The 25,234-nt window shown below is 60.0% G+C and carries 28 protein-coding genes and 1 tRNA gene; 13 read left to right on the top strand and 16 right to left on the bottom strand.

Features of this window, described 5'->3' with window-relative positions:
* Positions 1 to 9 precede the first annotated feature (9 nt).
* Both hpaH and hpaI read left to right on the top strand, forming a co-directional pair.
* Positions 10 to 813, top strand: coding sequence for a 2-oxo-hept-4-ene-1,7-dioate hydratase (gene hpaH, locus GDV60_RS17885; RefSeq protein WP_029294342.1), 804 nt, complete (start codon positions 10 to 12; stop codon positions 811 to 813).
* 18 nt (positions 814 to 831) lie between these two features.
* The gene (gene hpaI / locus GDV60_RS17890) at positions 832 to 1,632 is read left to right on the top strand and encodes a 4-hydroxy-2-oxoheptanedioate aldolase (RefSeq protein ID WP_092238588.1); all 801 of its coding nucleotides are present in this window, start codon (positions 832 to 834) and stop codon (positions 1,630 to 1,632) included.
* Positions 1,633 to 1,767: 135 nt separating this feature from the next.
* Here the strand turns inward: hpaI and hpaR are convergent, their stop codons facing one another.
* Positions 1,768 to 2,190: a homoprotocatechuate degradation operon regulator HpaR gene (gene hpaR, locus GDV60_RS17895; protein ID WP_029294338.1), complete on the bottom strand. Its 423-nt coding sequence runs from the start codon at positions 2,188 to 2,190 to the stop codon at positions 1,768 to 1,770.
* A gap of 206 nt (positions 2,191 to 2,396) precedes the next feature.
* Here hpaR and GDV60_RS17900 point away from each other — a divergent pair, with 206 nt between their 5' ends.
* Complete coding sequence (locus tag GDV60_RS17900) at positions 2,397 to 3,695, top strand: FAD-binding oxidoreductase (protein ID WP_029294335.1); 1,299 nt, start codon at positions 2,397 to 2,399, stop codon at positions 3,693 to 3,695.
* A 30-nt stretch (positions 3,696 to 3,725) separates the two neighbouring features.
* Positions 3,726 to 4,091 (top strand): cupin domain-containing protein, encoded by a 366-nt coding sequence (locus GDV60_RS17905; RefSeq protein ID WP_029294333.1) that lies wholly within the window; start codon positions 3,726 to 3,728, stop codon positions 4,089 to 4,091.
* Positions 4,092 to 4,231: 140 nt separating this feature from the next.
* Here GDV60_RS17905 and feaR read toward each other — a convergent pair whose 3' ends face one another.
* The 3 genes from feaR to GDV60_RS17920 form a co-directional block, all read right to left on the bottom strand.
* A complete protein-coding gene (gene feaR / locus GDV60_RS17910; protein WP_070995056.1) occupies positions 4,232 to 5,167 on the bottom strand; it encodes a transcriptional regulator FeaR in 936 nt (311 codons plus the stop codon).
* A gap of 108 nt (positions 5,168 to 5,275) precedes the next feature.
* Complete coding sequence (locus GDV60_RS17915) at positions 5,276 to 5,896, bottom strand: DUF3156 family protein (protein WP_178121310.1); 621 nt, start codon at positions 5,894 to 5,896, stop codon at positions 5,276 to 5,278.
* Complete coding sequence (locus GDV60_RS17920) at positions 5,841 to 7,340, bottom strand: APC family permease (RefSeq protein WP_159908305.1); 1,500 nt, start codon at positions 7,338 to 7,340, stop codon at positions 5,841 to 5,843. The genes GDV60_RS17915 and GDV60_RS17920 overlap by 56 nt, the downstream gene beginning before the upstream one ends.
* A gap of 31 nt (positions 7,341 to 7,371) precedes the next feature.
* Between GDV60_RS17920 and GDV60_RS26635 the strand changes: the two genes are divergently transcribed.
* From GDV60_RS26635 to GDV60_RS17930, 3 genes are all read left to right on the top strand, one after another.
* Positions 7,372 to 7,521 (top strand): hypothetical protein, encoded by a 150-nt coding sequence (locus GDV60_RS26635; RefSeq protein ID WP_235861125.1) that lies wholly within the window; start codon positions 7,372 to 7,374, stop codon positions 7,519 to 7,521.
* A 36-nt stretch (positions 7,522 to 7,557) separates the two neighbouring features.
* Positions 7,558 to 8,886: a hypothetical protein gene (locus GDV60_RS17925; protein WP_159908307.1), complete on the top strand. Its 1,329-nt coding sequence runs from the start codon at positions 7,558 to 7,560 to the stop codon at positions 8,884 to 8,886.
* Positions 8,887 to 9,229: 343 nt separating this feature from the next.
* Positions 9,230 to 10,717, top strand: a complete 1,488-nt coding sequence (locus tag GDV60_RS17930) for an aldehyde dehydrogenase family protein (RefSeq protein WP_159908309.1) — start codon at positions 9,230 to 9,232, stop codon at positions 10,715 to 10,717.
* On the opposite strand, the gene GDV60_RS17935 is transcribed toward GDV60_RS17930, so the two are convergent.
* Positions 10,718 to 11,119: a RidA family protein gene (locus tag GDV60_RS17935; protein WP_159908311.1), complete on the bottom strand. Its 402-nt coding sequence runs from the start codon at positions 11,117 to 11,119 to the stop codon at positions 10,718 to 10,720.
* Positions 11,120 to 11,363: 244 nt separating this feature from the next.
* On the opposite strand from GDV60_RS17935, the gene GDV60_RS17940 reads away from it, so the two are divergent.
* Positions 11,364 to 12,611: a DUF1835 domain-containing protein gene (locus GDV60_RS17940; RefSeq protein WP_159908313.1), complete on the top strand. Its 1,248-nt coding sequence runs from the start codon at positions 11,364 to 11,366 to the stop codon at positions 12,609 to 12,611.
* Here GDV60_RS17940 and GDV60_RS17945 read toward each other — a convergent pair.
* From GDV60_RS17945 to GDV60_RS17960, 4 genes are all read right to left on the bottom strand, one after another.
* Entirely contained in the window at positions 12,595 to 13,482 is an 888-nt protein-coding gene (locus tag GDV60_RS17945) for an alpha/beta hydrolase (RefSeq protein ID WP_159908315.1), read from the bottom strand. The genes GDV60_RS17940 and GDV60_RS17945 overlap by 17 nt on opposite strands.
* A complete protein-coding gene (locus tag GDV60_RS17950; RefSeq protein ID WP_159908317.1) occupies positions 13,482 to 15,713 on the bottom strand; it encodes a TonB-dependent siderophore receptor in 2,232 nt (743 codons plus the stop codon). The genes GDV60_RS17945 and GDV60_RS17950 overlap by 1 nt, the downstream gene beginning before the upstream one ends.
* 98 nt (positions 15,714 to 15,811) lie before the next feature.
* A complete protein-coding gene (locus GDV60_RS17955) occupies positions 15,812 to 17,155 on the bottom strand; it encodes a sensor histidine kinase (RefSeq protein ID WP_092238564.1) in 1,344 nt (447 codons plus the stop codon).
* Complete coding sequence (locus GDV60_RS17960; protein WP_070995065.1) at positions 17,155 to 17,853, bottom strand: response regulator transcription factor; 699 nt, start codon at positions 17,851 to 17,853, stop codon at positions 17,155 to 17,157. The genes GDV60_RS17955 and GDV60_RS17960 overlap by 1 nt, the downstream gene beginning before the upstream one ends.
* Positions 17,854 to 18,155: 302 nt before the next feature.
* Here GDV60_RS17960 and GDV60_RS17965 point away from each other — a divergent pair, with 302 nt between their 5' ends.
* Together GDV60_RS17965 and GDV60_RS17970 are read left to right on the top strand one after the other, a co-directional pair.
* Complete coding sequence (locus tag GDV60_RS17965) at positions 18,156 to 19,229, top strand: major royal jelly family protein (RefSeq protein ID WP_256679316.1); 1,074 nt, start codon at positions 18,156 to 18,158, stop codon at positions 19,227 to 19,229.
* A gap of 332 nt (positions 19,230 to 19,561) precedes the next feature.
* The gene (locus GDV60_RS17970; RefSeq protein ID WP_159908321.1) at positions 19,562 to 21,187 is read left to right on the top strand and encodes a hypothetical protein; all 1,626 of its coding nucleotides are present in this window, start codon (positions 19,562 to 19,564) and stop codon (positions 21,185 to 21,187) included.
* Positions 21,188 to 21,432: 245 nt separating this feature from the next.
* On the opposite strand, the gene GDV60_RS17975 is transcribed toward GDV60_RS17970, so the two are convergent.
* The 4 genes from GDV60_RS17975 to GDV60_RS17985 form a co-directional block, all read right to left on the bottom strand.
* On the bottom strand, positions 21,433 to 21,750 hold the full coding sequence (locus tag GDV60_RS17975; protein WP_167362660.1) for a hypothetical protein: 318 nt from the start codon (positions 21,748 to 21,750) through the stop codon (positions 21,433 to 21,435).
* 5 nt (positions 21,751 to 21,755) lie between these two features.
* Positions 21,756 to 21,917, bottom strand: a complete 162-nt coding sequence (locus tag GDV60_RS26595; protein WP_167362655.1) for a hypothetical protein — start codon at positions 21,915 to 21,917, stop codon at positions 21,756 to 21,758.
* A gap of 67 nt (positions 21,918 to 21,984) precedes the next feature.
* Positions 21,985 to 22,257 (bottom strand): hypothetical protein, encoded by a 273-nt coding sequence (locus GDV60_RS17980; RefSeq protein ID WP_159908323.1) that lies wholly within the window; start codon positions 22,255 to 22,257, stop codon positions 21,985 to 21,987.
* A 25-nt stretch (positions 22,258 to 22,282) separates the two neighbouring features.
* Positions 22,283 to 22,609, bottom strand: a complete 327-nt coding sequence (locus tag GDV60_RS17985) for a DUF2388 domain-containing protein (RefSeq protein WP_092238552.1) — start codon at positions 22,607 to 22,609, stop codon at positions 22,283 to 22,285.
* 514 nt (positions 22,610 to 23,123) lie between these two features.
* Between GDV60_RS17985 and GDV60_RS17990 the strand changes: the two genes are divergently transcribed.
* From GDV60_RS17990 to GDV60_RS27135, 3 genes are all read left to right on the top strand, one after another.
* Positions 23,124 to 23,582, top strand: a complete 459-nt coding sequence (locus GDV60_RS17990; RefSeq protein ID WP_092238543.1) for a hypothetical protein — start codon at positions 23,124 to 23,126, stop codon at positions 23,580 to 23,582.
* A 152-nt stretch (positions 23,583 to 23,734) separates the two neighbouring features.
* Positions 23,735 to 24,031: an antitoxin gene (locus tag GDV60_RS17995; protein ID WP_092238540.1), complete on the top strand. Its 297-nt coding sequence runs from the start codon at positions 23,735 to 23,737 to the stop codon at positions 24,029 to 24,031.
* A 12-nt stretch (positions 24,032 to 24,043) separates the two neighbouring features.
* Entirely contained in the window at positions 24,044 to 24,241 is a 198-nt protein-coding gene (locus tag GDV60_RS27135; protein WP_371923366.1) for a type II toxin-antitoxin system RelE/ParE family toxin, read from the top strand.
* 186 nt (positions 24,242 to 24,427) lie between these two features.
* Here GDV60_RS27135 and GDV60_RS18005 read toward each other — a convergent pair.
* The 3 genes from GDV60_RS18005 to ihfA all read right to left on the bottom strand — a co-directional run bounded on the left by GDV60_RS18005 (position 24,428) and on the right by ihfA (position 25,234).
* Positions 24,428 to 24,504 (bottom strand) — tRNA-Pro (locus GDV60_RS18005).
* Between the two features lie 90 nt (positions 24,505 to 24,594).
* Positions 24,595 to 24,951 carry a MerR family transcriptional regulator gene (locus GDV60_RS18010; RefSeq protein ID WP_003174972.1) on the bottom strand — a complete coding sequence of 119 codons (357 nt, stop codon included), beginning with the start codon at positions 24,949 to 24,951 and terminating at the stop codon, positions 24,595 to 24,597.
* Positions 24,932 to 25,234 (bottom strand): integration host factor subunit alpha, encoded by a 303-nt coding sequence (ihfA, locus tag GDV60_RS18015; protein WP_002553164.1) that lies wholly within the window; start codon positions 25,232 to 25,234, stop codon positions 24,932 to 24,934. The genes GDV60_RS18010 and ihfA overlap by 20 nt, the downstream gene beginning before the upstream one ends.

The raw sequence follows: 25,234 nt of genomic DNA on the forward strand, positions 1-25,234 counted from the left end.
ACCCTCGTCATGCTCGATCCACAGCTCATCCTCCAAGCCGCCGCCCAGCTGGACCATGCCGAACGCAGCCGCGAACAGGTACGCCAGTTTTCCCTCGATCATCCGGACATCACGATCGAGGACGCCTACGCCATCCAGCGCGCCTGGGTCGCCCAGAAGATCAAGGGCGGGCGCAAGCTGGTCGGGCACAAGATCGGCCTGACCTCGCGGGCCATGCAGGTGTCGTCCAACATCACCGAACCGGACTACGGTGCGCTGCTCGACGACATGCTGTTTGAGGAAGGTACCGACATCCCGTTCGAGCGCTTTATCGTGCCGCGGGTCGAAGTGGAGCTGGCCTTCATCCTCGGCAAGCCGCTCAAGGGCCCCAACTGCACGATTTTCGATGTGCTCGACGCCACCGAGTGGGTGATCCCGGCCCTGGAGATCATCGACGCGCGCATCCAGCAGATCGACCCGCACACCAAGGCCACGCGCAAGGTGTTCGACACCATCTCCGACAACGCGGCGAACGCTGGCGTGGTCATGGGTGGCCGCGCGGTGCGGCCGACCGAGATCGACCTGCGCAAAGTTCCGGCGGTGCTGTACCGCAACGGCGTGATCGAAGAGTCCGGGGTCTCGGCCGCCGTGCTCAACCATCCGGCCAAGGGCGTGGCCTGGCTGGCCAACAAACTGGCGCCCTACGACGTCACGTTGCTGCCGGGGCAGATCATCCTCGGCGGCTCGTTTACCCGGCCGGTGGCGGCAAGCCCAGGCGATACCTTCCATGTCGACTACGACATGCTCGGCTCGATTTCCTGCCGTTTCGTCTGACCCCAGGAGGACTGTTTCATGGACATGCCTATCAACCGCTTCAAGCAGCGGCTCAATAGCGGTGAAGCGCAAATCGGCCTGTGGCTCGGGCTGGCTGACGCGTACTGCGCGGAACTGGCGGCCAATGCCGGTTTCGATTGGCTGTTGATCGACGGCGAGCACGCCCCCAATGACCTGCGCGGCATGCTCGGCCAATTGCAGGCGGTGGCGCCCTACGCCAGCGAAGCGGTGATTCGCCCGGTGATCGGCGATACCGCGCTGATCAAACAGGTGCTGGATATCGGCGCACAGACCTTATTGGTGCCGATGGTCGAAAGCGCCGCCCAGGCCCGGGAGCTGGTGCGCGCCATGCGCTATCCGCCCCAGGGCATACGCGGGGTGGGCAGCGCCCTGGCGCGGGCTTCGCGCTGGAACAGCATCGACGGCTACCTGGACCAGGCCGACGCGCAGATGTGCCTGCTGGTGCAGATCGAAAGCCTGCAAGGCCTGACCAACCTCGATGCGATTGCCGCCGTCGAGGGCGTCGATGGAGTGTTTATCGGCCCGGCGGACTTGAGTGCGTCCATGGGGCACCGAGGCAATCCGGGACACCCTGACGTGCAAGCGGCCATCGAGGACGCCATTGCGCGGATTCGCCAGGCGGGCAAGGCGGCGGGCATTCTCAGTGCCGATGAAAAACTGGCCCGGCGTTATATCGAGCTGGGCGCAGGGTTTGTCGCGGTGGGCGTGGATACCACGGTGCTGATGCGCGGGTTGCAGGGGTTGGTGGAGAAATTCAAAGGTACAGCGTCACCAGTCGGTACTGGTGGCGTGTACTGATCCCTTCCAAACACCCCAGGTGCAAAATGTGGGAGCGGGCTTGCCCGCGAAAGCGGTGGTTCAGCCGGCGAATATATCGACTGACACTACGCATTCGCGAGCAAGCCCGCTCCCACCTTTTGGATGTGTGGTGTTTCAGCGCTTGATGTTTTTCAGTTCATCGAGCAGCCCCAGCAAGGTCTGCAATTTCTGCGCCCCCAACTGCTCCTGCAAGCGCTGGTAGTTGGCCTCCATGCACTGACTCATGGACGCAAAACTCGCCCGGCCCTTGTCCGCCAGGGTCACCAGTACCCGCCGCTGATCCTGCTCGGCCTTGCGCCGATGGATCATCCCCGCCGCTTCCATGCGCACCAGCACGCCAGTCATGCTCGGCTTGAGGATGCAGGCCAGTTCCGCCAGTTGGTAAATCTCCAGTTCGTCGTGTTGATTGAGGATGCGGATCACCCGCCATTGCTGCTCGGTCAGGCCATGTTCGTTCAGCGAGGGGCGGAAAAAACTCATGGCCGCTTCGCGGGCCTGCAACAGGGTGAGGGTCAGGGACTGCCGGGGTTTGAGCATAGAGTCAGGATCACGTGATATTTAGTTAATGTTTTAACGAAACTCTAACATCCCCGCCCCGCGCTCGCGCTATAACTTAGTGGTCGCGCACGTCCATGGCGCGCTGAATCAAAAGCCCCGGCACGCAGGATCAAGACATTGATCCCGCCAAGGCCCCTAATGAAGACATCTGCTTTAGAGCCTCCCTTCACTTTTCAGGCTGCGCCATGATCAATATTGAAACCCCCACGTATTACACCGCTACCAAGAAGTACAACCTGAGCTTTCCCACCCTGGAACAAGACATCGAGGCCGACGTCGTGGTGATTGGCGGCGGGTTTTCCGGGATCAATACCGCCCTGGAGCTGGCGGAAAAGGGCATCACCAATATCGTCGTGCTGGAAGCGCGCTACCTGGGCTTTGGCGGCACCGGGCGCAATGGCGGGCAGATCATGGCCGGCATTGGCCATGACCTGGAGAAGATCAAGAACGACGTCGGCGAGGACGGCCTGCGCCAGGTCTTCGAGATCAGCGACCTGGGCGCCGACATCATCAAGGACCGTATTGCCAAGTACAACATCGACGCCGACTTCTGCCACGGCTACGGCTATATGGGCTTCAACGCCCGCCAGGAAAAGACCCTGCGGGCCTGGGAAAAAGACTTCAAGTCGATCAACAGCAAGCATGAGATCCGCTTCCTCGGCGGCTCCGATGTCCAGCAGATCATCGGCTCCGACGCCTACAGCAGCGCCCTGTTGCACATGGGCGGCGGGCATGTGCATTCGTTGAACCTGCTGCTGGGCGAGGCCACTGCCCTGGCCGGGCATGGCGTGCGGATCTTCGAGAACAGCCCGGCGCTGGAAGTCAGCTACGGCGAGCGCATCACCGTGCGTACCGGGCGCGGCTCGGTCAAGGCCAGCAAACTGCTATGGGCGTGTGACAGCTTCCTCAACAAACTGGAGCCGGAACTGCATCGCTCGACCATCAATACCTACGCGTTCCAGATGATGACCGAGCCGTTGAGCGAAGAGCTGATCCAGCGCATAAGCCCGATTCGCGGGGCCTACAGCGATATCCGCCCGGTGATCGACTACTACCGGGTGACCAATGAAAACCGCCTGTTGTTCGGCGCCGCCACGCCGTTGGTGGAGCACATTCCCGGCGATTTGAAGGCCTGGAACCGCAAGCTGATGCTGAAGATTTTCCCCTACCTCAAGGACGTGAAAATCGACCTGGCCTGGGGCGGCCCGATGGCCTGCAGCCCCAATCTGTTCCCGCAGATCGGCACCCTGCCGGGGCGCAGCAATGCGTTCTTCGTCCAGGGTTATTCCGGTTTCGGCGTCACCCCCAGCCACATCATCTGCAAGGTCCTGGCCGAAGGCATGAGCGAAGGCTCGGCGCGCTATGACCTGGTCAGCTCGATCCACCGCCCGACGATTATCGGCAAGGACGCAATCCGCCCGCTGCTGCTGACGGCTGGCAAATCCTGGCACCAACTGTCCGGTTACTGGAATGGTCGCCGCTAACCCCTTTTTTATCCCTCTGGAGCAACTGCCATGACCCTCGTTACCCTCAAGAAAGATATCCAGCTGTCTGAACTCGACGCCTGGGGCACCGTTGCCGACCTCGGCTCCGAAATCCTCGCCGGCGAACTCAAGGCCTTCGGCAAAATGACCTTCGGTGCGCCGACCGACCCGGTCAGCAGCGCCTATTTCGGCACCACCCAAGGCAAGTTCCGCATGGTCTACCCGTTCAACGAACAGGCCACGGTAGTCACCGGCGAAGTGCGCCTGACCGACGAGGCCAGCGGCCAAACCACCACCTACAAAGCGGGCGACAGCTGGTTCGTGACCCAGGGCACGCCCGTGCTGTGGGAAGTGCTGAGCGAGAGTTTCGTCAAACACTACTTCGCGGTCGTATAACTGCTTTGCTCTAAGTGGGAGCGGGCTTGCTCGCGAATACGGTGGTTCAGTCAGAACATATATTGACTGACCCACCGCATTCACGAGCAAGTCGAATCGTCGCACCGCCACTCCCACATTCGGTGGTTGATGAATGGGGTTCAGGCCATCCGGCTGGAACGGAACGCCTTGGGCGACAGGTCAAACTGCTTCTTGAATGAACGGCTGAAGTGCGCCGAATCGGTAAAGCCCCACTTGTAGGCAATCGAAGTGATCGATTCGCTACGCAGGAACGGGTTGGTCAAGTCATCAGCACTGCGCTTGAGGCGCGCACGTTGGATGTAGCGGCAGACGCTATCGTCCTGCTCCTCGAACAGCCGGTATAAATGACGCACCGAGATGTTCAGCCGGCTGGCCAGGCCAACGGGGCTCAAGCCGGGTTGGCTCAGGGACTCATCAATGATTTTCTGCACGTAGCTGCGCAGGTTGTTGCCTTGCAACGCGCTGGTATCGTCGCGCGCGTCGTCGTCCTGCTCCAGGGCTGAGCCCAGCAGCGACACAAACGCACACTGCAACGCCTCGACCTCATCCTCGGCGCCTTCGCTGCCCTTGCACAGTTGGTCCATCAATACATGCAACATGCGCCCACAGGCTTTGCTGGAGGAAATCTTGCCAAAGGTCTTCGATTGGCTGCCCATCTGCTTGCACACCTGAGCGCGCGGCAACGACAGCGAGGTATGTTCGATCAAGCCGAACGGGGTGATTTCAATGGAGCCCACCGAGTCCATCAGCAGCAGTTCGCCAGGGGCCAGTTGCACCCGCTGGCCGTTCTGCACGATCTGCGAATAGCCGCTGCGCTGGCTGACCAAAAAACAATCCTGGTCATTATCATGGTCGGGATTGGAAACCTGGCGCTTGATCAGGCCGGCATTGGTACGCAGGCTGGCCAAGGGCAACCCGCCGTTTGAAAGCATGGAAAACTCGCCGATAAACAACGAACGGTTGAAAGCCAGTTCGGTGTCGAAGTGGCCGCACATCGCACGCAAGTCGCGGTTCCAGGTGTCGAGCCCCTGTTGTGCACTCTGTTGGATACCCATGGGTGTCTCCACAATGGCTTATTGTTTTTGTCGGGCAATAGTTAACATGTTATCTATATGCGCGCAACAAGTACCTGTCCGCCATTGTGTTTGCACTAATGATGCCAATCAGAGCGTGCGCAATACGCGCTGCAAGCCCACCAGCGCAGCCAGCAAGGCATCGCGCTGCACGCGGCTCAAGGCGATGTAGCGCCGAAAGGCCGGCATGCGGTTGACCACCTCGCTGCCGCCCATATGCTCCAGGCGCACATGCCATTGATGGTCGCGCAGCTCGATGTGCAAGCGTTTGAAATCCAGGGGCATCAATGCCTGGTGCAAGGCGCTGTCGTGTTGCAGACGCGCCTGCAGTTGCCCCAACAAAGCACGTTCGCCCATGCGTTGCCGACAGTGGATCCCGGTCCGTCGAACAGCCCCGCCATGGTGCAGGGCAAAACTCGCCGCGCCCTCTGTCGAGGCAGGCAGGCGCACGCTGAACTCCGTCATGACCAGGTGCATCAACAACTGCGATTCGGTGCGCTCGCGGACTTCCAGGTGCAGGCTGTCGTCGTCCAGGGCAACCCGCGCCAAGGTCGGCGAGACTTGCTCGAAACGCGCCAGCCCAAGGTTGCGCCGCAGTTGCCCAAGGGTGCGCCCCGGCTGATAGCCCGCTGGCGCCCGTTGTGCGCTGAACAGTTCAGACAGCTTTTGCCGCAGCACTGACATAGCCGCTGTGAGCGTGACCCGGTTCATTGGCAAACTCCTTGGCCAGCACGTCTTCCACCGACGCCGGCTTGAATGGATTGACCTTCTGCACCACCAGGGTCCAGAACAGCGCATACACCGCCGTACCGCCCAGCATCACGCCGAACGGGACGTAGATATCCGCCGGGTTCATCCCCGGAGGCGTGATAAACCACATGCCCAAAAGAATGCCGGCGCTGGACAGCAACTGCGGCAGCGGGAACCACGGCGAGCGATAGGCCCGTGGCAAGTCGGGACGACGAATGCGCAGGATCACCACCGACACCGTCACCAGCAGGTAGGCAAAACTCCACGCACACACCGCCGCCAGCACCAGGTGCATGATGTTGTCGGTGTTGCCACCCAGGTACAGCGCGTGCAGGCAGGGAATCAGCATCGCCACCAGGATGCACAGCACCGGAGTCTTGAAGCGTGGGTGCAGGTAGGTGAACACCTTCGGCAGCGCGCCATCCACCGCCATGCCGTAGAGAATCCGTGGCACACCGGCCATCAAGGTATTGATGGTGGCGGCGCCGGCAAACAGAAAACCGACGCCCAGCCACAGCGGCCCGATCTGCCCCATGACCTGTTCGGCAAAGCGTGGGATCGCCATGGGCGTGTCCAGCAGATGCACGCCGCTGGCCGCGTCCAGCACCACGTTTTCGACCTGGCGCTTCATGGCCGCGCCATAGATGAACATGCACGTCGCCACGCCCATCAGGCCGAGCATCATCGCCCGTGGCATGACCTTGGCCGACTGGCGCAAGTCCGGCGCCAGCGGGGTGACGAATTCGCAGCCGACAAACATGAACATCGCCATGCCCACCAGGGACAACACCGTCACCAGGTCGCTGCCCACCAGGGACTCGCCAAACCAGCCGTCCAGTTGCACTGCCGGCGCGGCGATCAAGCCCAGCACGCCAAACACCATCAAGGTGGTCCACATACCGAAGGTCAGGATGATTTCGGCGCGGCCAAAGGCGCTGACGCCAAACACATTGAGCACGCCGAACACCAGCACAAAACCGACGCCAAGCAGCCAGGAGCCCCCGGCGGATTCGGCCAGGGTATTGAGGTGTTCGAAGTTCACCAGGGCCATGACCCCGGCGAGGATGGTCTCGGCGGTGCCGGCAAACACATGCACGATCAAATAGGCCGACAAGGTACCGGTGATCGCAAAAAAACGGCCCATGCCGCAGTTGATGTAGTCGTACACCGAGCCGGTAGTGGGCAGGATCGAGGCGGCCTCGGCGAAGGTTGTCGCCTGGGCCAGCATCATCACCACGGCGATCAGCATGGCCAACGCAAACGCGCTGCCGCCGATGCCAAAACCCATGGTCGCGGTGAGAATCACCGGGCTGGCCATGATCAGGCCAATGGTGCTGGCCAACGCGGTGGGAAAGCCCACCGTGCCCCGGTTCAGGTGCGCGGTAAGTCTGTCATTGATCGACATGGTGCAGATCCTCGAAAGGGATTTTTTAGAAGTGTTTGCACTGTGCGCCCCGCCCAACCTGATCGTCTTGCCCCTGGCTGCCGCCGGTTTTGTTGCTCCCTGCCAGGGCTTGCGGCGTGGCGGCCAGGATCAATTGCCTGGCACGCAGGTGAAAGACTTGTGCCGCCGACGCTCGTCCTAATGCGCCCTCAACTTCATCTTGCTGGGGACTATAACAATGGAGCACACACTCAAAACCCGCCACCTGCACCCGGCCGTCGGCCTGGGGCTGGCGCTGTTGATCGGCCAACCTGCGGCCCAGGCAATCGAACTGTATGCCGACGACGACACCACCGTCACCGGCAACTTCCTGGCCGTGTACGGCATGTTCAACAGCCGCAAGAACTACGAGGGCAGCCCGGGTGGCTCGACGTGGCGGGAAGGCTTTATCAAGTATGGCTTGAGCGTCGACCAGACCCTGGGCGGCCTGGGCAGTGTGTATGGCACCGCCAACCTGGTGAGTTCTGGCACCTGGGGCGATGGCGATGCCTCCCGTGTGACCGACGGCAGCGAGCGCACCACCAAGTTCGACGAAGCCTTTGCTGGCTGGCGCTCGGGGGACCTGTTGCCGGCGTTGGGCAAGGATGGCCTGGACCTGTCGTACGGGCGCCAGATCATCACCGTGGGCGATGGTTTTATCATCAATGACGACGGCCCGAACCTGGGCAATGGCGTGGCCGATGGCGAGTTCGACCGTGGCGGCGCCTATTACATCGCGGCCCGGCATGCTTTCGACAAGGCTGCGGTGGTGCGCCTGGGCGGCAAGGACGGCTTGCACGGCAGCCTGATGTGGATCGAGTCCGACAACCGCGCCCAGGCCCTGACCGAGATGGCCATCGGCACCCTGGAATACAGCGCCGCACCGGGCACCCTGGGCCTGACGTACCTGCATGGCATTGATGTGGACGAACGCTATGCCAGTGACGTGCAAAAGCAGCGCAAGGGCATGAACCTCTACAGCCTGCGCGGCAGCGGGAATGCCGGGATCGACAACGCGCACTTCTCGTTTGAATACGCCTGGCAGGACAAGGACCCCGGCCCGGAAAAAGCCTGGTACACCGAAGCCGGCTATACCTTTGCCGACCTGCCCTGGTCACCGGACCTGACCTACCGTTATGCGCGCTATTCGAAGAATTGGGATGCACTGTTCGCCGGCTTCAACCGCGGTTATGGCACCTGGGTCCAGGGCGAAGTGGCGGGCAACTACTCCGGGCCCTACAACACCAACACTGCGGTGCAGCATGTAGCACTCAAGGTCAAGCCGCTGGACAACCTGACCCTCGGCGCGCTGTTCTTCGACTACACGACCGTGAGCAAACGCAACATGCTCGACCTCGATGGCCGCGAGCTGGACCTGTATGCCGAATGGGCGGTGAATGACCACCTGATCATCACGCCGTTGATTGGCCTGTACCAACCGAACAAGGACCAGGACAACGGCGGCAACCAGGTCGGCGGTAACGGCACCAACGTGTACAGCCAGTTGGTGGTGGCTGTGCCGTTCTGAGGTTTGGTTGTGGTGTGACCGGCCTGTGATGGCGCCTCCTGTGGCGAGCGGGCTTGCCCCGCGCTGGGCTGCGCAGCAGCCCCAAAACCTGCCGCCGCAGTTTGTCTGAAGAACCGCAGCGGGTTTATGGGGGGCTGCTGCGCAGCCCAGCGCGGGCGATGCGGCGTTCCGACAAGCCCGCTCGCCACAAGGAAATCTGCTCCCCTAAAAAAGCCTGCTCAATACAACAACCCTCCCCCCGGCAGATGGCAGCCACAGGCATGCGCCCCGGCAGGCACAGTCAAGCTGTAGCCGCCGGCGTTGGTTAGCCTCGGGTTTTCCTTTTTGATCAGGAACACCCCCCATGAGCGATATCGCGCTGCTGCCCCAGGTCGAAGCCTTCTTGCGTCGAGACCACGGCCTGTTTATCGACGGTGGCTACGTCCCCAGCCAATCCAGCCAGACCCTGGAGGTGATCAACCCCGCCACCGGCCAGGTCATTGCCACGGTCGCCGATGCGCAAGCCAGTGATATTGAACGGGCGGTGACGTCTGCCCGGCACGGTTTCAAACAATGGTCCCAGGCCGCGCCCGCGGTCCGTGGCAACGTCCTGCTCAAACTCGCCGACCTGCTGGAACGCAACCGCGAGGAACTGGCGCAGATCGAGACCTGTCAGTCGGGCAAGATCATCCAGATTTCCCGCGCCTTTGAAGTGGACCAGGCCGCGCATTTCCTGCGTTATTACGCGGGCTGGGCAACCAAGATCAGCGGCCAGACCCTCACCCCATCGCTGCCCTCGTTTGCCGGCGAGCGCTACACCGCCTTCACCCTGCGCGAACCAGTGGGTGTGGTGGTCGGCATCGTCCCGTGGAACTTCTCCACCATGATCGCCATCTGGAAACTCGCCTCGGCCCTGGTGACCGGTTGTAGCATCATCATCAAACCCAGCGAGTTCACCCCGCTGACTCTGCTGCGCATTGCCGAACTGGCCGTGGAAGCCGGCCTGCCCGCGGGCGTGCTGAACGTGCTGACTGGCGGTGGCCAGGTGGGCAAGGGGCTGATCGAACACCCAGGCACTGACAAGGTGTCGTTCACCGGCTCGGTGCCCACCGGCATTGCGGTCGGCCGCGCGGCCATGGGCGCCGGCCTGACGCGGGCGACCCTGGAGCTGGGTGGCAAAAACGCGGCGGCGTTCCTGCGCGATGTGCCGCTGGAAACCGCCGTCAACGGCATTATCGAGGCCGGGTTCCTGCACTCGGGGCAGATCTGTGCGGCGGCCGAGCGCTTCTTCGTCCATCGTTCACAGGTCAACCCCGTCATGGAGGCCCTGGCCCAGCGTTTGAGCGCATTGAACATCGGCTCGCCGCTGGATGAGCGCACCGAATTCGGCCCGGTCACCCATCGCCAACACCAAGCGAAGCTGGAAAGTTTTTTTGCCACCGCCCGCGCCGAAAACAACACGATTATCTACGGCGGCCAACCCATGGATCGCCCCGGTTGCTACGTCGAGCCCACGGTGATCCTCGCCAACAGCATCAACGACACGCTACTCACCGAAGAAACCTTCGGCCCCATCGCCACCTTCCTGCCCTACGACGACGAGGAGGAGTTGCTGGCACTGATGAACCACACTGCCGGCGGCCTCAGCGCCAGCCTGTGGACCAACGATCTGGGCAAGGCCCTGCGTATGGTCCCGGCCATCAACGCCGGCACGGTGTGGGTCAACATGCACACCCTGCTCGACCCGGCCGTGCCATTCGGTGGCAACAAATCCTCGGGGATTGGCCGGGAGTTTGGCAGTGCGTTTATCGAGGACTACACCGAACTCAAGTCGGTGATGATGCGTTATTGATCACCCTGGGATCAGCGCCTCCGCCTCGATCTCGATCAACCATTCGGGCAGCGACAGGCCGCTGACGATGATCCACGACGACGGCGGCGGGTTGCTCGGGAAACGCTCGCGCAAGGCGGCGGCGATAGGCTCCTGCTGATCGCGGGCGGACTCGACGATGTACAGGCGCAGCATGATCACATGGGTCAGATCCCCCGCGGCCGCGGCCAGGACCTTTTCGATATTGTCCAGAGCGGTGGCGGTCTGCTCGGCGATGCCCGGGCCGACGGTGCGTTCGTCAGCGTCCACGCCTACCTGGCCGGACAGTAGAATGCGTCGGCCATCGCGCACTTCCATGGCCTGGCTGAAACCGTATTGCAGGGAGTTGAAGACTGTCGGGGGATTGATGGTTCTTCGTTGCATGACGACTCCTTGTTGTCTGTAGGAAACAAGGCTACCTCAACGGTTTTTCTGGCTCTTGGAGAAGTTGCATATTTCAACATCTGGAAACAGAACGCCTTGCAAACAACCTCTCCCCTGCCTATATTCGCGCCAGGCGCCATCTACGCCACCCTCCGCGGAAAGGGCTGCGCCCAGGACATGACTGCCTATCACATCACTACGACTCCCAACCTTAAAGCGGACAAGGTTTGTGCAAGGAGATCGTATGTCGCAACGCCCCGTCTCACCGTCCACTGACGGCCGTATCAACCTTGAGCAGCAGCGCAAGCGCGCCAAGGAGCTTTTACAGCGTATGAAACAAGGCACGGCGCCCGATGAACTGGCGCAGGTTGCCCACCCGCCGCCGACCCTGTCCGATGCTCAATGGCTGATTGCCCGACAGTTGGGTTTCAGCAGTTGGCCAAAACTCAAGGCCCATGTGGATGCGGTGGACTTCGCCGCCAGCCACCCAGGCTTCGAGGCCAGTGATGAAGCGCGCACCACCCATTGGCGTTGCGGCAATGATATTGCCCACAGCCTTGGCGTGGCCGGGTTCAAGGGGCGCTTCCGGATGCTCAGCGATCCGCTGTGCATGGGCCCGGTCCAAGCCTTGCCCGCCGAGGCCTACCGGGCGACGCGGGCGCGTTTCATCAGCCAGGCGTTTACCCTGGACGTGGCAGATGCCGCGCGCCGCCTGGACGATGAATACACCCATCTCAAGGAACTGGGCAGCGCCGATCACTGCGTGTTGTGGTGCGAAGCCGATGGCTATGACCAGTTGTTTTTGATCCGTGCCCTGGCAGGTCTTGACCATACGCCCGCCAGGCTGGAGCTGATCGAAGTCGACCACATACCCGGCGTACAACGCTTTATCGGTATCGGCCAATTGGCGCCGCAGGTATTGGCGTGGCTGTGGCCCCAACGTCGGCCGGTCGACGAGCCGATGCGCCAGTTGGCGCGGCAGGCGTGGGCGGCCTATTGCGACAACTCGCCCGTGGCCCTCGCGCAACTGGCCCGCGCGCCCCACCCCGCCTTGCCCTTGCTGGCCCCGGCACTGCGTCGGCAGTTGCAGGAGCTGCCCGGCGCGCGTGACGGTTTGTCGCTGACCGAGCGCCTGGCCCTGGAGTATCTGGCCGAAGTCGGCCCCACGGCGTTTGCCCGGGTGTTCGCCGAGCTGATGGCCAAGCGAGACCCCCTGCCCTTTCTTGGCGACATGATGTTCCACGCCCTGATGCGGCCGCTGATCGACGGCGCCGCTCCTTTGCTGACGGAGTCCGACGCCGACCGGCCATGGCCTGAACGTACATTGGCGCTGACACCGCTGGGCGTCAGGGTGCTGAATGGCCGCGCGTACTGGCCCGATCACGCAAGCCACCCGCGTTGGGTCGGTGGCGTGCAGATCGTACCCGGCCAGCCACACTGGACGATTGACGCCGAGGGCGTGCCAGCCTGGCGGGCTAACGCCCCTGGCTGAGCATCTGCAGGGTGTAGCGCAAGGACGCCGGCAACATCGGGCCATGCCCCAGCCCGGTAAAGGTCAGGTGACGCACGTGTAGCCCATCCACCTGATGGAGTGTGCCCAGCAACGCCTTGAACGCCGTGTCACTGGCCTCTTTGGCCGGCGACACGGCTCCCGGGCTGGCCGGTTCCTGGTCGCCACGCATCAGCAGCAAGCGGGGCTGGCTGCCCCGCAGGCGTTGCGCCAGGCCGTTGGCCTCTGCCGTGATCAGCCCCTGGTTCCACCATAACGAAGGACTCGCGGCCGCGTAGTCATCGAAGGCTTGTGGGCGTGTCAGCAAGGCATGCAGCACCAGCAGACCACCGTAGGAGTGCCCCCATAGCAATTGCCGCTGTGGGGTGATGCTCAGGCGCTGATTGATCAGCGGGCGAACGGTCCCGGTCAGCAGGTCAAGAAACACATCCGCACCGCCACTGGGCACGGCAGTCAAAGGGTCCCGCTGTTGCGTGGCGCTGCCGACTTTCGGCGTGTAGTCAAAAGTACGTGCAGTACGCTCGATGCGCAGCGGCGTGGCATAGCCCACGGCGACCAGCACCGGAGGCGCCACACTGTGTGCCAGTCGGTCCAGGCTCTGGCTATCCAGCGCAGCCATCGCGGCGTTGCCATCGAGCAAGTACGCCACTGGGGTGGCGTCACTCACCGTCGACGGCTGCCCCAGCCAGATCCGGTAATGGCGGGCGCCATCGGCCGAATCCAGCTCCAGGCTGCTGAAGCTATAGGCACTGGCTTGGCGCAACACCGACGCATCCATCAACTGATCCGGCGCGGGCCGGGCAACCGCGAGCGGGGTGATCAGCAGCAGCGCCAGGCTGATCCAGCGCCCCATCAAAAGGACGCCGTCAGGCTGGTGTACAAGGTGCGGCCGGACTGGTTATAGGTCGCGGCACCCGCCCCTTCGATATTGGCCACGCCCTGGGCATTGCCTTCGCGCCACAGGCGTTTGTCGAACAGGTTGTCGACGCCGGCTGTCAGGCTCAGGTTCTTGCTCAAAGCGTACGTGCCGCTGACGCCGGCAATGGCATAGGGCGATAATTGGTTGTTGCCCGAACCCGTCACGCGATCGCCGTGGTAATCGTATTTTTTCGGGGTTTGCTTGCCGTACCAGGCCACGCTCATTTGCAGGGACAGGGCATCGCTGGCCTGCCAGTCGAGCATCGAGTTCAAGGTGTACTTGGGCGCGACAGACAGCACATCGCCGGTCTGCTTGTTTTTCGATTGCAGCATGTAGGTGAAGTTGTTGGTCCAGTTCAACTGCTCGGTCAACGGCAGGGCCAGGGTGCCTTCCAGCCCTTCGACCAAGGCCTTGGGCACGTTTTCCCACTGGAAAATGCTTGCGTTGGCCGTGGTGCCGGTACCACCGCTGGCGTTGCCGACCGGGGTCAGGCCCGACTCGATTTTGTTTTTGTAGTCGTTACGGAAGTACGTCAGGCCGGCGACCACCCCCTCGTTGCGGTACTCGATCCCCAGTTCCTTGTTGACGCTGGTTTCGGCGTCCAGTTCGGCATTGCCTTGCAGGTAGCAACTGGTGGTCTGCCCGTAACAACCCTGGCCATTGCTGTACAGCAAATAGTTGGGGTTGAGCTGGTAGAGGTTGGGCGCCTTGTAGGAGCGGGCGATCCCGGCTTTCAGGGTCAGGGTGTCGGTGAGCACCTGGGACAGGTTCAGTGACGGGCTCCAGTTGTCGCCCACGATGTCGTGGTGGTCCATGCGCAGGCCGGGAGTCAGGCGCGTGCCGGGGCGCAGTTCAATGTTGTCTTCAACGAACACCGAGAAAATCCGCGCCGAGGACGAACTGCTGCGGTTGCTCCCGGCCAGCCCCGGCACGCTGCCGCCGGCGGTGGTGGTTTGCACGTTGGAGCTGGGGTCATCCAGTTGCTGCTCGACCCACTCGGTGCCCACGGTCAGTACCTGGTCCACCCCGGCATGCAAGGGCAGGCTGAGTTCACCGTGGGCGGTCAGGTCGCGCAAGACGCTGGTATTGAAGTTGCTGCTGGAGAAGATCCCTTCGGTGCCGCCCGCCAAGCCCTCGCTGATCCGGCTGTTGCGGGTCTTTTCGTATTGCAGGTAGGCCAGGCTGGTGCCCAGGTCCCAGTCGCCGCGATGGGTCACGGCGTAGGTCTCGCGGTACATCACGTTGGTCTCGTGGCCGAGCAGTTTTTTCACATTGGCGTTGCTGTTGGTGTTCTGGGTGTCACCGGTGTAGATGTTGCCCTGGCGGCTGAAGCCGGCTTCCAGGTCCAGGGTTTGCTCAGGCGTCATCTGCCAGCTCAACAGGCCGTTGACGTCCTTGTTGCGCACCCCTTCGCGCCCCGCCGGCAAGGTGCCGACCTGGTTACCGGTACGTTTGGATTCATGGCCGCTGTTGATGTCGGCGTCGTCGGCATTGGTTTTCGCCACGTTGCCGTATACCCGGTAGCTGAGGGTGTCGGTCAGCGGGCCGTTCAGGCCGAAGTTCATGCGCTGGGTCTCGCCTTCGGCGCTGTGCTGGGCGAAGTTGTGGTAAATGGTCGCCGAACCGTGGGTCTCGGTACCGGGTTGTTTGGTGATGATGTTTACCACGCCACCGGCGGCACCGTTGCCGTAACGGGCGGCAGCCGGGCCACGGATGACCTCGATGCGCTCGACCTGGTCGGCCGGCACCCAGTTGCTGTCGCCACGGCTGTCCCGCTCGCCGCGCCAGCCATAGCGCACGGAGTTGCGGCTGCCCACCGGCTTGCCATCGACCAGGATCAGGGTGTTTTCCGGGCCCATGCCACGGATATCGATCTGCCGGTTGTTGCCGCGTTGGCCACTGCTGGAATTGCCTGTGAGGTTGACGCCGGGCATGGTGCGGATGATGTCCGACAGGTCATTGGCCGGTGGGCGCTTCTTGATGTCTTCGGCGGTGATGATCGACACACCGGGCGCCTGCTTGATCTCTTCCTGCGCCGTGCCCAGTACGGTCTGGGTTTGCAGTTCAAGACGCGCGGGCGTCTCGGGCTCGGCGGCAAAGCTGCTGGCGGGCAGCAGGCTGCACATACTCAGGGCTAGCAGGGACAGGGGCGGCAGACGGTGCATGGGAAGATCTCCGGAACGTCAAGCCCACCGATAGCGGTAGGCCAGCAAAGATCGCAGATGATAATCAGATGCAATTGCGAGTAAAGAACATTAACTTTCTAAACATTTGCCGCCGCCACCCGCAGGTGCATGCGCAAACCTTGCGTGCCATGGCTGGCCCACAACTGGCCGCCCTGCAGTTCGATAGCCCGCCGGGCAATGCTCAAGCCCAGGCCAAAGCCGGTACCGGGCGCACCGTCCAGGCGCAGGTAGGGTTCAAAAATCCGCTCCAGGTCGGCTTCGGCAACACCGGGGCCGTGGTCTTCGACGGTCAGCAGCCACGTATCGCCTTCACGCACGCCGCTCAAGCGGATCACTCCGCCTGGGGGTGAATGGCGGATTGCATTGCGCAGGATGTTTTCCAGGGCCTGGGCGAAGCTGTTGAGGTGGACCCTGACTTCGCACGCACCGTCCACCTCGCACACCAGCGCCTGCAATGGCCAGTCGGTCTCGAAATGCGCGTCCTGCACCAGCGCTTCCCACACCGAGGCCACCCGCACATCCTCGGCCCCCAGGCGCGGCTTTTCGGTGTCCAGCCAGGCCAGGTTGAGGGAGTCATCCACCAGGCGCCGCATCTCCTCGACTTCCCGCGTCAGCCGTTGCTCCAACTGTTGGCGCGCCAGGCCGCTTTCGCTGGCGATTTTCAAGCGGGCCAAGGGCGTGCGGATTTCATGGGACAAGGTGCGCAACAGTTGGCGCTGCTGCTGCAGGCTCTGGCGCAGGCGCTCGGCCATATGCTCGTAGGCGCGCGCCAACTCACCCAGTTCATCACCGCGCCGGGTCACGGAACTGCTGGCCAGTGGCGCCAGGTCACCGGCACTCAGGGCGTTCGCGCGCTCGCGCAACTCGTTCAACGGCACCACCAAGTGGCGATACAGCAACAGGCCCAGGCCCAAGGCCAACACGACCGGTACCACACCGTGGGTAAACAGGTGCGTCCATGGCGTGAGCCCCGGTGGCAGCAGGCGCTCGGGCAGTTGCATGACCAGGCGACCACGCTCCGGGTGTTGCGCGAAGGCGATGCTGACATAGGGCAGTTCATCCTCCAGGCGCTTGCTCATGGGCCAACTGGGCTTGCGCATAAAGGTCAGGTGGCTGACCTCGGCCGCCGTCAGCGCTTGTGTGCCGAGGCTTTGCAGAAACGGGTCGAGCACGCCCACCCAAGTGTGCTCACGCTGTTGCAGGGCCTGGCGCCACCGCTCCACGGCCTTGGCGTCGCCGGTGGCCACCACCTCTTCGGCCTGGGCGGCATAGGCGGTCAGGGCCGCGCGGTCGGGCTCTTCAAGAAAGTATGTGCTGCGCTCCACCTGCAAGCCCCAGCCCCAGACCAACCAGACCAGCAGCAAGCAGAAACACACTTGCAACAGTGCCATTTTCCATAGCAGTGGATGCCGGCGCCGCATCAGCCCAAGCCTTCGCACAGCAGCACATAGCCCTGGTGACGCACCGCCTCGATGCGCACGCCCTGCAGGTTGATCGCCGCCAGCTTGCGCCGCACATTGCACACATGCACATCCAGGCCACGATCGAGCCGCGTATAGGCGCGGTGCAATACATGCTGGTACAGGAACGCTTTGGACAGGGGTTCGCCGGCATGCTCATGCAGCGTGCACAGCAAGCGGAATTCCGAACCCGTCAGCCCGGCTGGGCAGCCGTTGAACATTACATCCCGGGCGTCTATATCCAGATCCAGCAATGCTGGCCTGAAGGCTCGAGTGCCGCGATCAAGGGCCACCCGCCGCAGCAGGGCGTCGATCCGCACATCCAGCTCGGCGAGGCTGAAAGGCTTGGGCAGATAGTCGTCCGCGCCCTGGCTGAATCCGGTAATGCGATCCTGCTCGGCGCCCAGGGCCGACATCAGAATCACCGGCGTGCCCCGCTCGCTGCGCAAGCGCGCCAGCACCTTCAGACCGTTTTCGTTGGGCAGCATGATATCCAGCAGGATCAGTTCGACCGCGGGGTCCAGGGCCATGCTCAAGCCCTGATCACCGCAATGCGCACTGCTCATGGCAAATCCACGGCGGCTCAGGTGGGTACAAAGATGGGTGCACAGCTCGACGTCATCCTCAATGACCAGGATGCGCGCGGAAGAAGATGTCATAGGCAGTGGATGATAACTGTTCACAATTAGGCCAGTTTCTCACCCGGAGAAACATTGCGCAACGAATGGTGCGTGTTGTGCTGTTCGAGCGCCGATTATCAATATTTTGAAGAAACTGAATGCATCGAACCTGGGCTTTTTCAGTTAAACACCAGCAATCAAGCTATCTCCTCGTCAGGTCACCTCACCGGATACAGGAGAATCATCATGTCCAAAACCACCGTCAGCCAGTTCATGCAAACCCTCCATCAACGTCTCACTGAGTTATGGGATACCTGCGCCCGCGCAGGGGGCACACGGTCATGACGCGCTTGCTGCTGGGCGCTGCCATGCTGGCACTGCTGGTTGGGTGCAGCGCCGCCAAACAGCCCGAACTGGACGTCGCCGTCCAAAGCTCCGGGCAGATCTGGAATGCCGTGGCGCACTACAGCGGCCGCACATTTCTCTCCGGCCCCCGTTGGACCGGCACCCAGGGGCCGCAACTGACGGCGGTTGACAGCAATGGCCAGCACAGCGCCTATCCAAACGACGCCTGGAACAACTGGGCGCCTGGGTTGGATGCTGCCAACGCCTTTGTGAACATCAATGCCTTGCGCCTGGAAGGCAACAAACTGTGGGTGGTGGATACCGGCTCACCCGAGTTCGGCGGCAACCCCGTCCATCAGGGCGCGAAGCTGGTGTGTATCGATCTGCTTACCAATCAGGTGGTTCGGACCTACTTCTTCGCAGCGGATATCGCCACCGCCGGCAGCTACGTGGATGACGTGCGCTTCAGCGCCGGCATGGCCTTCCTCACCGATGCGGGAAATGCGGGAATTATTGTCGTGGATCTGCAAACCGGCGCTGCCCGCCGCGTGCTGAACCAGCACGCCTCCGTCGTCGCCCGGCCTGACCGGGACTTGATCCTCGACAACCAGGTGGTCAAAGCCCCTGATGGCGACCCCTTGCGCGTCAACGCCGACCCGCTGGAAGTCAGCGTTGACGGCGTCTGGCTGTATTACGGCCCGCTGCAAGGCCCGTGGTCCAAGGTACGTATCCAAGACCTGGCAAACCTGGCCCTGACCCCGGAGCAACTGGCCGCGCGGGTGGAGTTTTTTGCCGATATCCCGGCAACCGGCGGGTCGGTCATGGATGCACAGGGCAACCTGTACTTTTCCGACCTGGCGCACGACGCCATTCGTGTGCGCCGCACTGACGGACAAATCGAGACCCTGATCGAAGACAAGCGCCTGCATTGGGTTGACGCCCCCTTTCTGGACCAGGATGGAACACTGTGGCTACCCACACCACAGATGGACCGGGTCGCGCTGTTCAACAAGGGCCAATCCCTGGTGCAGTGGCCGGTGGGGGTTTATCGCTTGTCGACACGTCACTGATCAGCGCCCATGCAAATTGCTTAGCGCTTTCACATCCCTTTCACAGTCGGGCGCATAGGGTGGTCCCAGCTCCTAGTGAAAACCTTTAAGCCCGCACTCCCCATCGCGGGCTTTTCTTTGTCTGGGGTTTGACCCCGACACCTCTGCGGCCTGCCCTTGCACAGCCCTGGCAGACTTTTCCCCAAAAAGTCCCTGAACTCGGTGCCCGACTGAACAAAACCACCGTATACACCCTGACTTGTACCCGCATTCGCTAGTAGAATCTCGCGCGATGTCATTTCGGCACCACCTTCAAATGAACATAGGGAAACTGTTACTACATGGAGCCACAAATGCACGTCCGCTACAGAGAGTTCTTTTCCAAGACTCGGGCGGGGTCGGTCCTTGGCGTAATTGCCATGCTCGTTTTCGCGGGAGCGATTCTAGCATTCAGAAATCTCGAGCCCCTGACCAACTACTTTACCTTCGCCGAAGATGGGGTTTGGTTAGGTTACGCTATGAGCAAAGGCTGGTGGTACGCGATAGTTGATGCCAAAACAGATTACTTCGTATGGGGAAATCTACTGTTCGTTTATTTGGCGACACTTGTCTCTGATATTTTCTGCGGCGACAAGCTAATTTGTTACCCTCAGGCACTTTCTTTCTGGTCGTATTTTTTTTACTCATCAGTAAGCGTTCTCTGCTATTACGTAACGAAGGATTTACTTCCACAAGCCATTCGATGGATTGTTTTTCTAGCCACCCTCATGATTCCTTTGGGTGACTCTTCGGGCGAGATATTCGGAAGAATAGCCAATATCGGCTACTATTTGGTATTCGTTACCGCCCTTCTAATTTTCGTAAAAAGTAGAAAAACCGCTGCAACCCCATTCACAGATATGATACTGCTAGTATGCGCCGCAACAAATCCAGTCTGTTTAGTACTGACTCTCGTGCTCTCCACTTTCACGTTACTTGAGCAGGACTCCAAGAAGTGGATTAAAAAAAATGGCGCGATCATAATTGGCTGCCTCGTCATTGGCGCACTGATTTTTTTCAGGATAAACGCCTCCCCAGACAAAGGAATGACTGGTAGTTTTAGACTCGAAAGCCTAATCGAAGTAAGCCTTGCAAGAGCCTTTATTTATCCATTTGTCTTTCCTTTTTACAACCAACTCTCCGACACCATAGTCGTAATCCTCTCGCTGGCCCTCCTAACCTTACTAGGAACACTACTGACAAAGGAAAAATCGAAAGAAGTCAAAACACTTATATCAATGTGCGCAATAGCCTATTTTATATACTTACTCCTTACAGTATATATGCGCAAAAGCTTGACAGAGAATCTAGGTGGGTACACCGGTACATTCCCCGACCGCTACTTTATGGGGCTGAACATTATTGTTATTTTCTCGTTCTTGGTGCTTGCTGGCTCAGCTCTGCGTGCAAGCGGGGCAGCTCGTATTGTAGGCGCAGCAACAGTGGCCTCTTTCACAGTACTCTATATCGCCAATGTCGCCTGGCTGATTGAAGGTGAAACAACAAGAATGCAATTTGGCGGAAATTTAACTTTTCAAGACCAGCTCTGCTCGACCACACTACAGCCAGCAGATGCCGAGGGTAATGTCTCTGTTGTCATATACCCAACCGACAGATACGCAACACTCCCTAAGAATGAGGTATCCGCAGCAATCAACAAGATTGAATGTGCACCGGAAGACATCTCATTTTATGTCACCGACTCTAACTGGATAAAAGGCATCGCAATAAAGTGGCCAGGTTTTTATCTGCACAATACTCCAGAAAACTTAGCAGCATTCAAGATCGGAAACACTGTTCAGTTCTCAGATAAAACAACACGAAAAATTGTCGACATCTCCACCAGCAATGAAACAATAAATGTATTTGTGGATGGCGACATACTGATAGCAAAAAAAGTAGGCCTCCCATTTAAATTTATCGTAATAGATCAGCTATAAAACCACGAATAACCCCGGGCATCGCGGCCCCCGTCACCAGGTACGGCTGGGGCGCCTAACCGTTGATGAACACTACCAAGCGCAAGGGTCGAGGCGTAAGCGGTAACGAAAATCAACGGTAGGAGCTTTCGAGCCCCTGTGAGGCTGCGATAGCGGTGAGTCAGCCAACCTCAATGCTGGCAGTACCGCCACCATCGCAGCCTCACTGGGGCTCGATAGCTCCTACAGGGGGATCGGCTCACGCCTTACAGCAATACCGTGGCCAGCATCCCCAGTGCGCCCAGGCAAAAGCCGATCAATGCGCCGCGCCCAGGGGCCTCATGGAACAGGGCCCAGACCACCACAGGCTCCAGCAGTAGCAAGGAGGTGACGGAGACCACGGTGACGACCCAGATATCACCGACCGCCACATACCCCAGCCAATAGGCGCCCAGCAGACAAAACCCGGCAAAGCACATCAGCAGCACCGGCATAACGAATGCCTGCCATGAACCATCGCCAACATGGGCCAGCCGAGCGGTGACTACCTCGCTGTAGATTGCACAAAATTCACCGATCACCATCAACCCTAGAGCAAAAACTCCGAGTAGTTCTTTGGACATATCAAAAACTCCTTCGTATTCAGCGCAATGTTTTTCAGCTCCCAGCGCGCGATGCCGCTCACCAGGGAGTTGTTGCAGTGATACGAAGCAGCTTTGAACAGGCCTGAATTACCGAAGTGCTTTTCCATGCTCATGTCCTCAAACGGGTGTGAGTCGGCGTGGCCCAAAAGGGCGCGAGCCTGATCATACGTGCCGTCAACCGCGCTGGACAACCAACAGTTCGTAGGTCGCCAGCAATGCCTCATGCATGGTTTCAGACAGGGTCGGGGGCGGCGGGATGCTGTCAATCAGTTCGGCATCTGTAGTCTCCAGACCCCGAGCGATGGTGTAGCCCTGGATCATCTCGGTGACTGACTCACCAACCCTATGCGCGCCCAGTAACTCGCCGCTTTGCCCATGGCAATCGCCTCGGTGATCGCACTCCTGCGAAGCAACGGCGCGAGCTGCATCACCGGGGAAGTGCTGCATGTGAATGGAGGATTAAATAACACCGTCAGCCTGCGGCTGCGATTGCCAGGGCCAGTTGCGCGTCAGACATCAGCGCAGGCTTGTAGGTCGAGCGGTAATACCTGCACGCCTGCTCGAACTGCGCACCACGGATCTCGCCATCGGAACCAATGAACGCCAACGCATCACTTTTGGATGATTTGAAAAGCTCTGGAATGTAGGACGTTCCTGCGGTGGCTCCCGAGGTGATTACGAAAGGCGCTACCGAGGTGAGCATGAGCGCCCCCTGGAACGGGTTATTGTTCTCGGCGGCCGAAGCCAGATTGCCAATCGACGCCAGTAAGGCGATTGCCAGGAGTTTGCACAAATCCATTAGTGATTGCTTCCTTGTGTTCAGATGGGTGCCACGATAACAGAGCTGGGTGGTCGTGCTACCCCACTCCTTATACGCGCCTGTTATAAAAATGGTTTAGCACTATCAGCTCGAGTACCGCTACGAAAACACAGAGCATGACGAAGCCAGGACCGCAGACCCGCTTGCGCTTGGATGGGCCATCCCCTGACAAGATCGCACCGGTGTAGCAGGTAAATACTAAGAGAAGCCCCAGCAGGATATAGAATCCTTGTGTTCGCCATTGGGTCATGTGTCCATGCCTGCGGTTATGGCGCGGGTTTTGCGCAGGCACAAAAAAGCCGATCTGGCTGATCGGCTTAAGCCTCTGATTTTAATTGGTAAATATGGTCATAAGGCCAAAATCAACGCCGTTTACGGGGTCGGTAGTACGGGACAGTTCACCGATCAACCTCTACAAATGCCCAAGCGTGTTGTGAGCATTGGCTAGCGATGCCATGGCAGAATGCTCGGCATTAATTTAAGGGAGTCAGGGATGAAAGCTATCGCCATCGCAGCGCTGCTGTTACTCACAGGATGCGCGTCCAAGGCCGTCGAGTACCAACCGGCTACGATCACTGCAGAACAAGCCAGATCGGTGATTGAGCAGGTGTTGATGGAACAACCTGAGAAGACCAGGCCCGAGCAAGTTTTCTTCACCAATGAGTACATCGCCTATGGGGGCGGTGTCGTTTCCTCCAGTAGCGGCTTTGCGAGCGCTGTACCTATCGGAAATGGTGCGATTGCCGCCGGCAACTCGGTAACCTCATCCAAAGCCGTTCAGACCAGGATCTACTTCAACTCGATCGGCTCAGCGACTCTATACACCAAGCGCAACCGCTGGGTCGTGATCACCCGAAACCAAGCTGGGGGCACACTGAACCAATCCCGGGTCGACACCCAGCAAAAGGCACAGCGTTTCATCGATGCGATGATGTACTTCAAGGCCAAATGACAGCTCTGCCAACTGGCTGGTGATACGAAAGTATGGTCTCACACAGGACGTGCAATCACTGAAAGTAGCGGACCAAGAAGCTCGCGCAGATTTGCTAGACACCTGTCACACACAAAAAGACCAGATTAAAGACCTATATAGGAATCTTATCTATACAAAATCTTCTGGCTGATGTGGTTGTCAGCGTTTCCGAACTCAAGAGCAACCCCTCCTCCGTCTTGAGTGGCGCCAACGGTATGCCTAGGGCTGTGAGGGCTGTGCTTAACCACAACCGAGTTATGGGCTACATGGTCCCAGCAAACGTCTACGAGGCAATGGTTGAGCGCCTGGACGAACTGGAACTGGTACAGATCGTTAAAGCTCGGCTCGATGCCAGCGAAACACCTGTTCGAGCATCTCTCGAAGACCTGATTAGCGAGGCCGAGGTAAATATCGCCAATGGCCGCTGACTACGAGGTTGAGTGGGATCCGAAGGCGCAAAGCTCGACGGTACAATCCGCCTACAGTTTCTGAGAAAGCTTCAGGAGCGGCAGTCGGGACCGCTGGTGGCAGGTGATGTGCATCATGGTATGAAGGACTACTACAAGATCAAATTGCCCGGCGCCGGCTACAGGCTTGTATACCGCGTCGAGGAGGAGCGAATTGTCATCCGTCGGTAAGCGCGAGCGAAGCTCAATGTATGAGCATACAGGAAAACGGCAGACCCTCAACGAAAAGCCCGCACATCGGCAGGCTGCCTGGATCGCCGCGCATTAATCTCGGCGTAGCGCCCACCACTCCCCGCAAAAGTCCCTACGCATGAAAAAGCCCAACCTTTTCAGATTGGGCTAAGTCATTGAAAAATATGGTCGGGACGGAGTGATTCGAACACTCGACCCCTAGCACCCCATGCTAGTGCGCTACCGGACTGCGCTACGCCCCGACTAGGCGTGAAACTGGGTTCGCTTCGTAACGAAGCGATCAGGAATATACCGCAAGCATTTGAAATGTGGAAGTATTTTAAAGGCTTGTTTCACTTCTTCAAAACAACCAGTACATCTTCCAGTTCGGAGATCATCTGGCGGATCAGTTGCTTGTATTGGGTGGTGTCGTCTTTGGCTTCATCACCGGACATACGCTGGCGTGCGCCGCTGATGGTGAACCCCTGGTCGTACAGCAACGCACGGATCTGTCGGATCATCAGCACATCCTGGCGCTGATAATACCGACGGTTCCCTGTGCGTTTGACGGGGTTGAGTTGAGGAAACTCCTGCTCCCAATAGCGCAGTACGTGCGGTTTTACCGCACATAGCTCGCTGACTTCACCGATGGTGAAGTAGCGTTTGCCTGGGATGACGGGTAGCTCGTCGTTATGACTTGGTTCCAGCATAAGCCTCAACTCGGGCCTTCAACTTCTGCCCTGGACGAAAGGTGACCACACGGCGAGCCGTGATCGGGATTTCTTCTCCCGTTTTTGGATTGCGGCCAGGCCGCTGGCGTTTGTCCCGCAGGTCAAAATTGCCGAAACCGGACAATTTGACCTGTTCGTTGTCTTCCAGAGCGTGCCTGATTTCTTCAAAAAACAGCTCGACCAATTCCTTGGCCTCGCGCTTGTTCAGACCCAACTCTTCGTACAGACGTTCCGCCATCTCAGCTTTCGTCAAAGCCCCCAT

Origin of the sequence: Pseudomonas sp. DTU12.1 (genome assembly GCF_009873475.1) — a bacterium.
GTDB classification, from domain to species: domain Bacteria; phylum Pseudomonadota; class Gammaproteobacteria; order Pseudomonadales; family Pseudomonadaceae; genus Aquipseudomonas; species Aquipseudomonas proteolytica.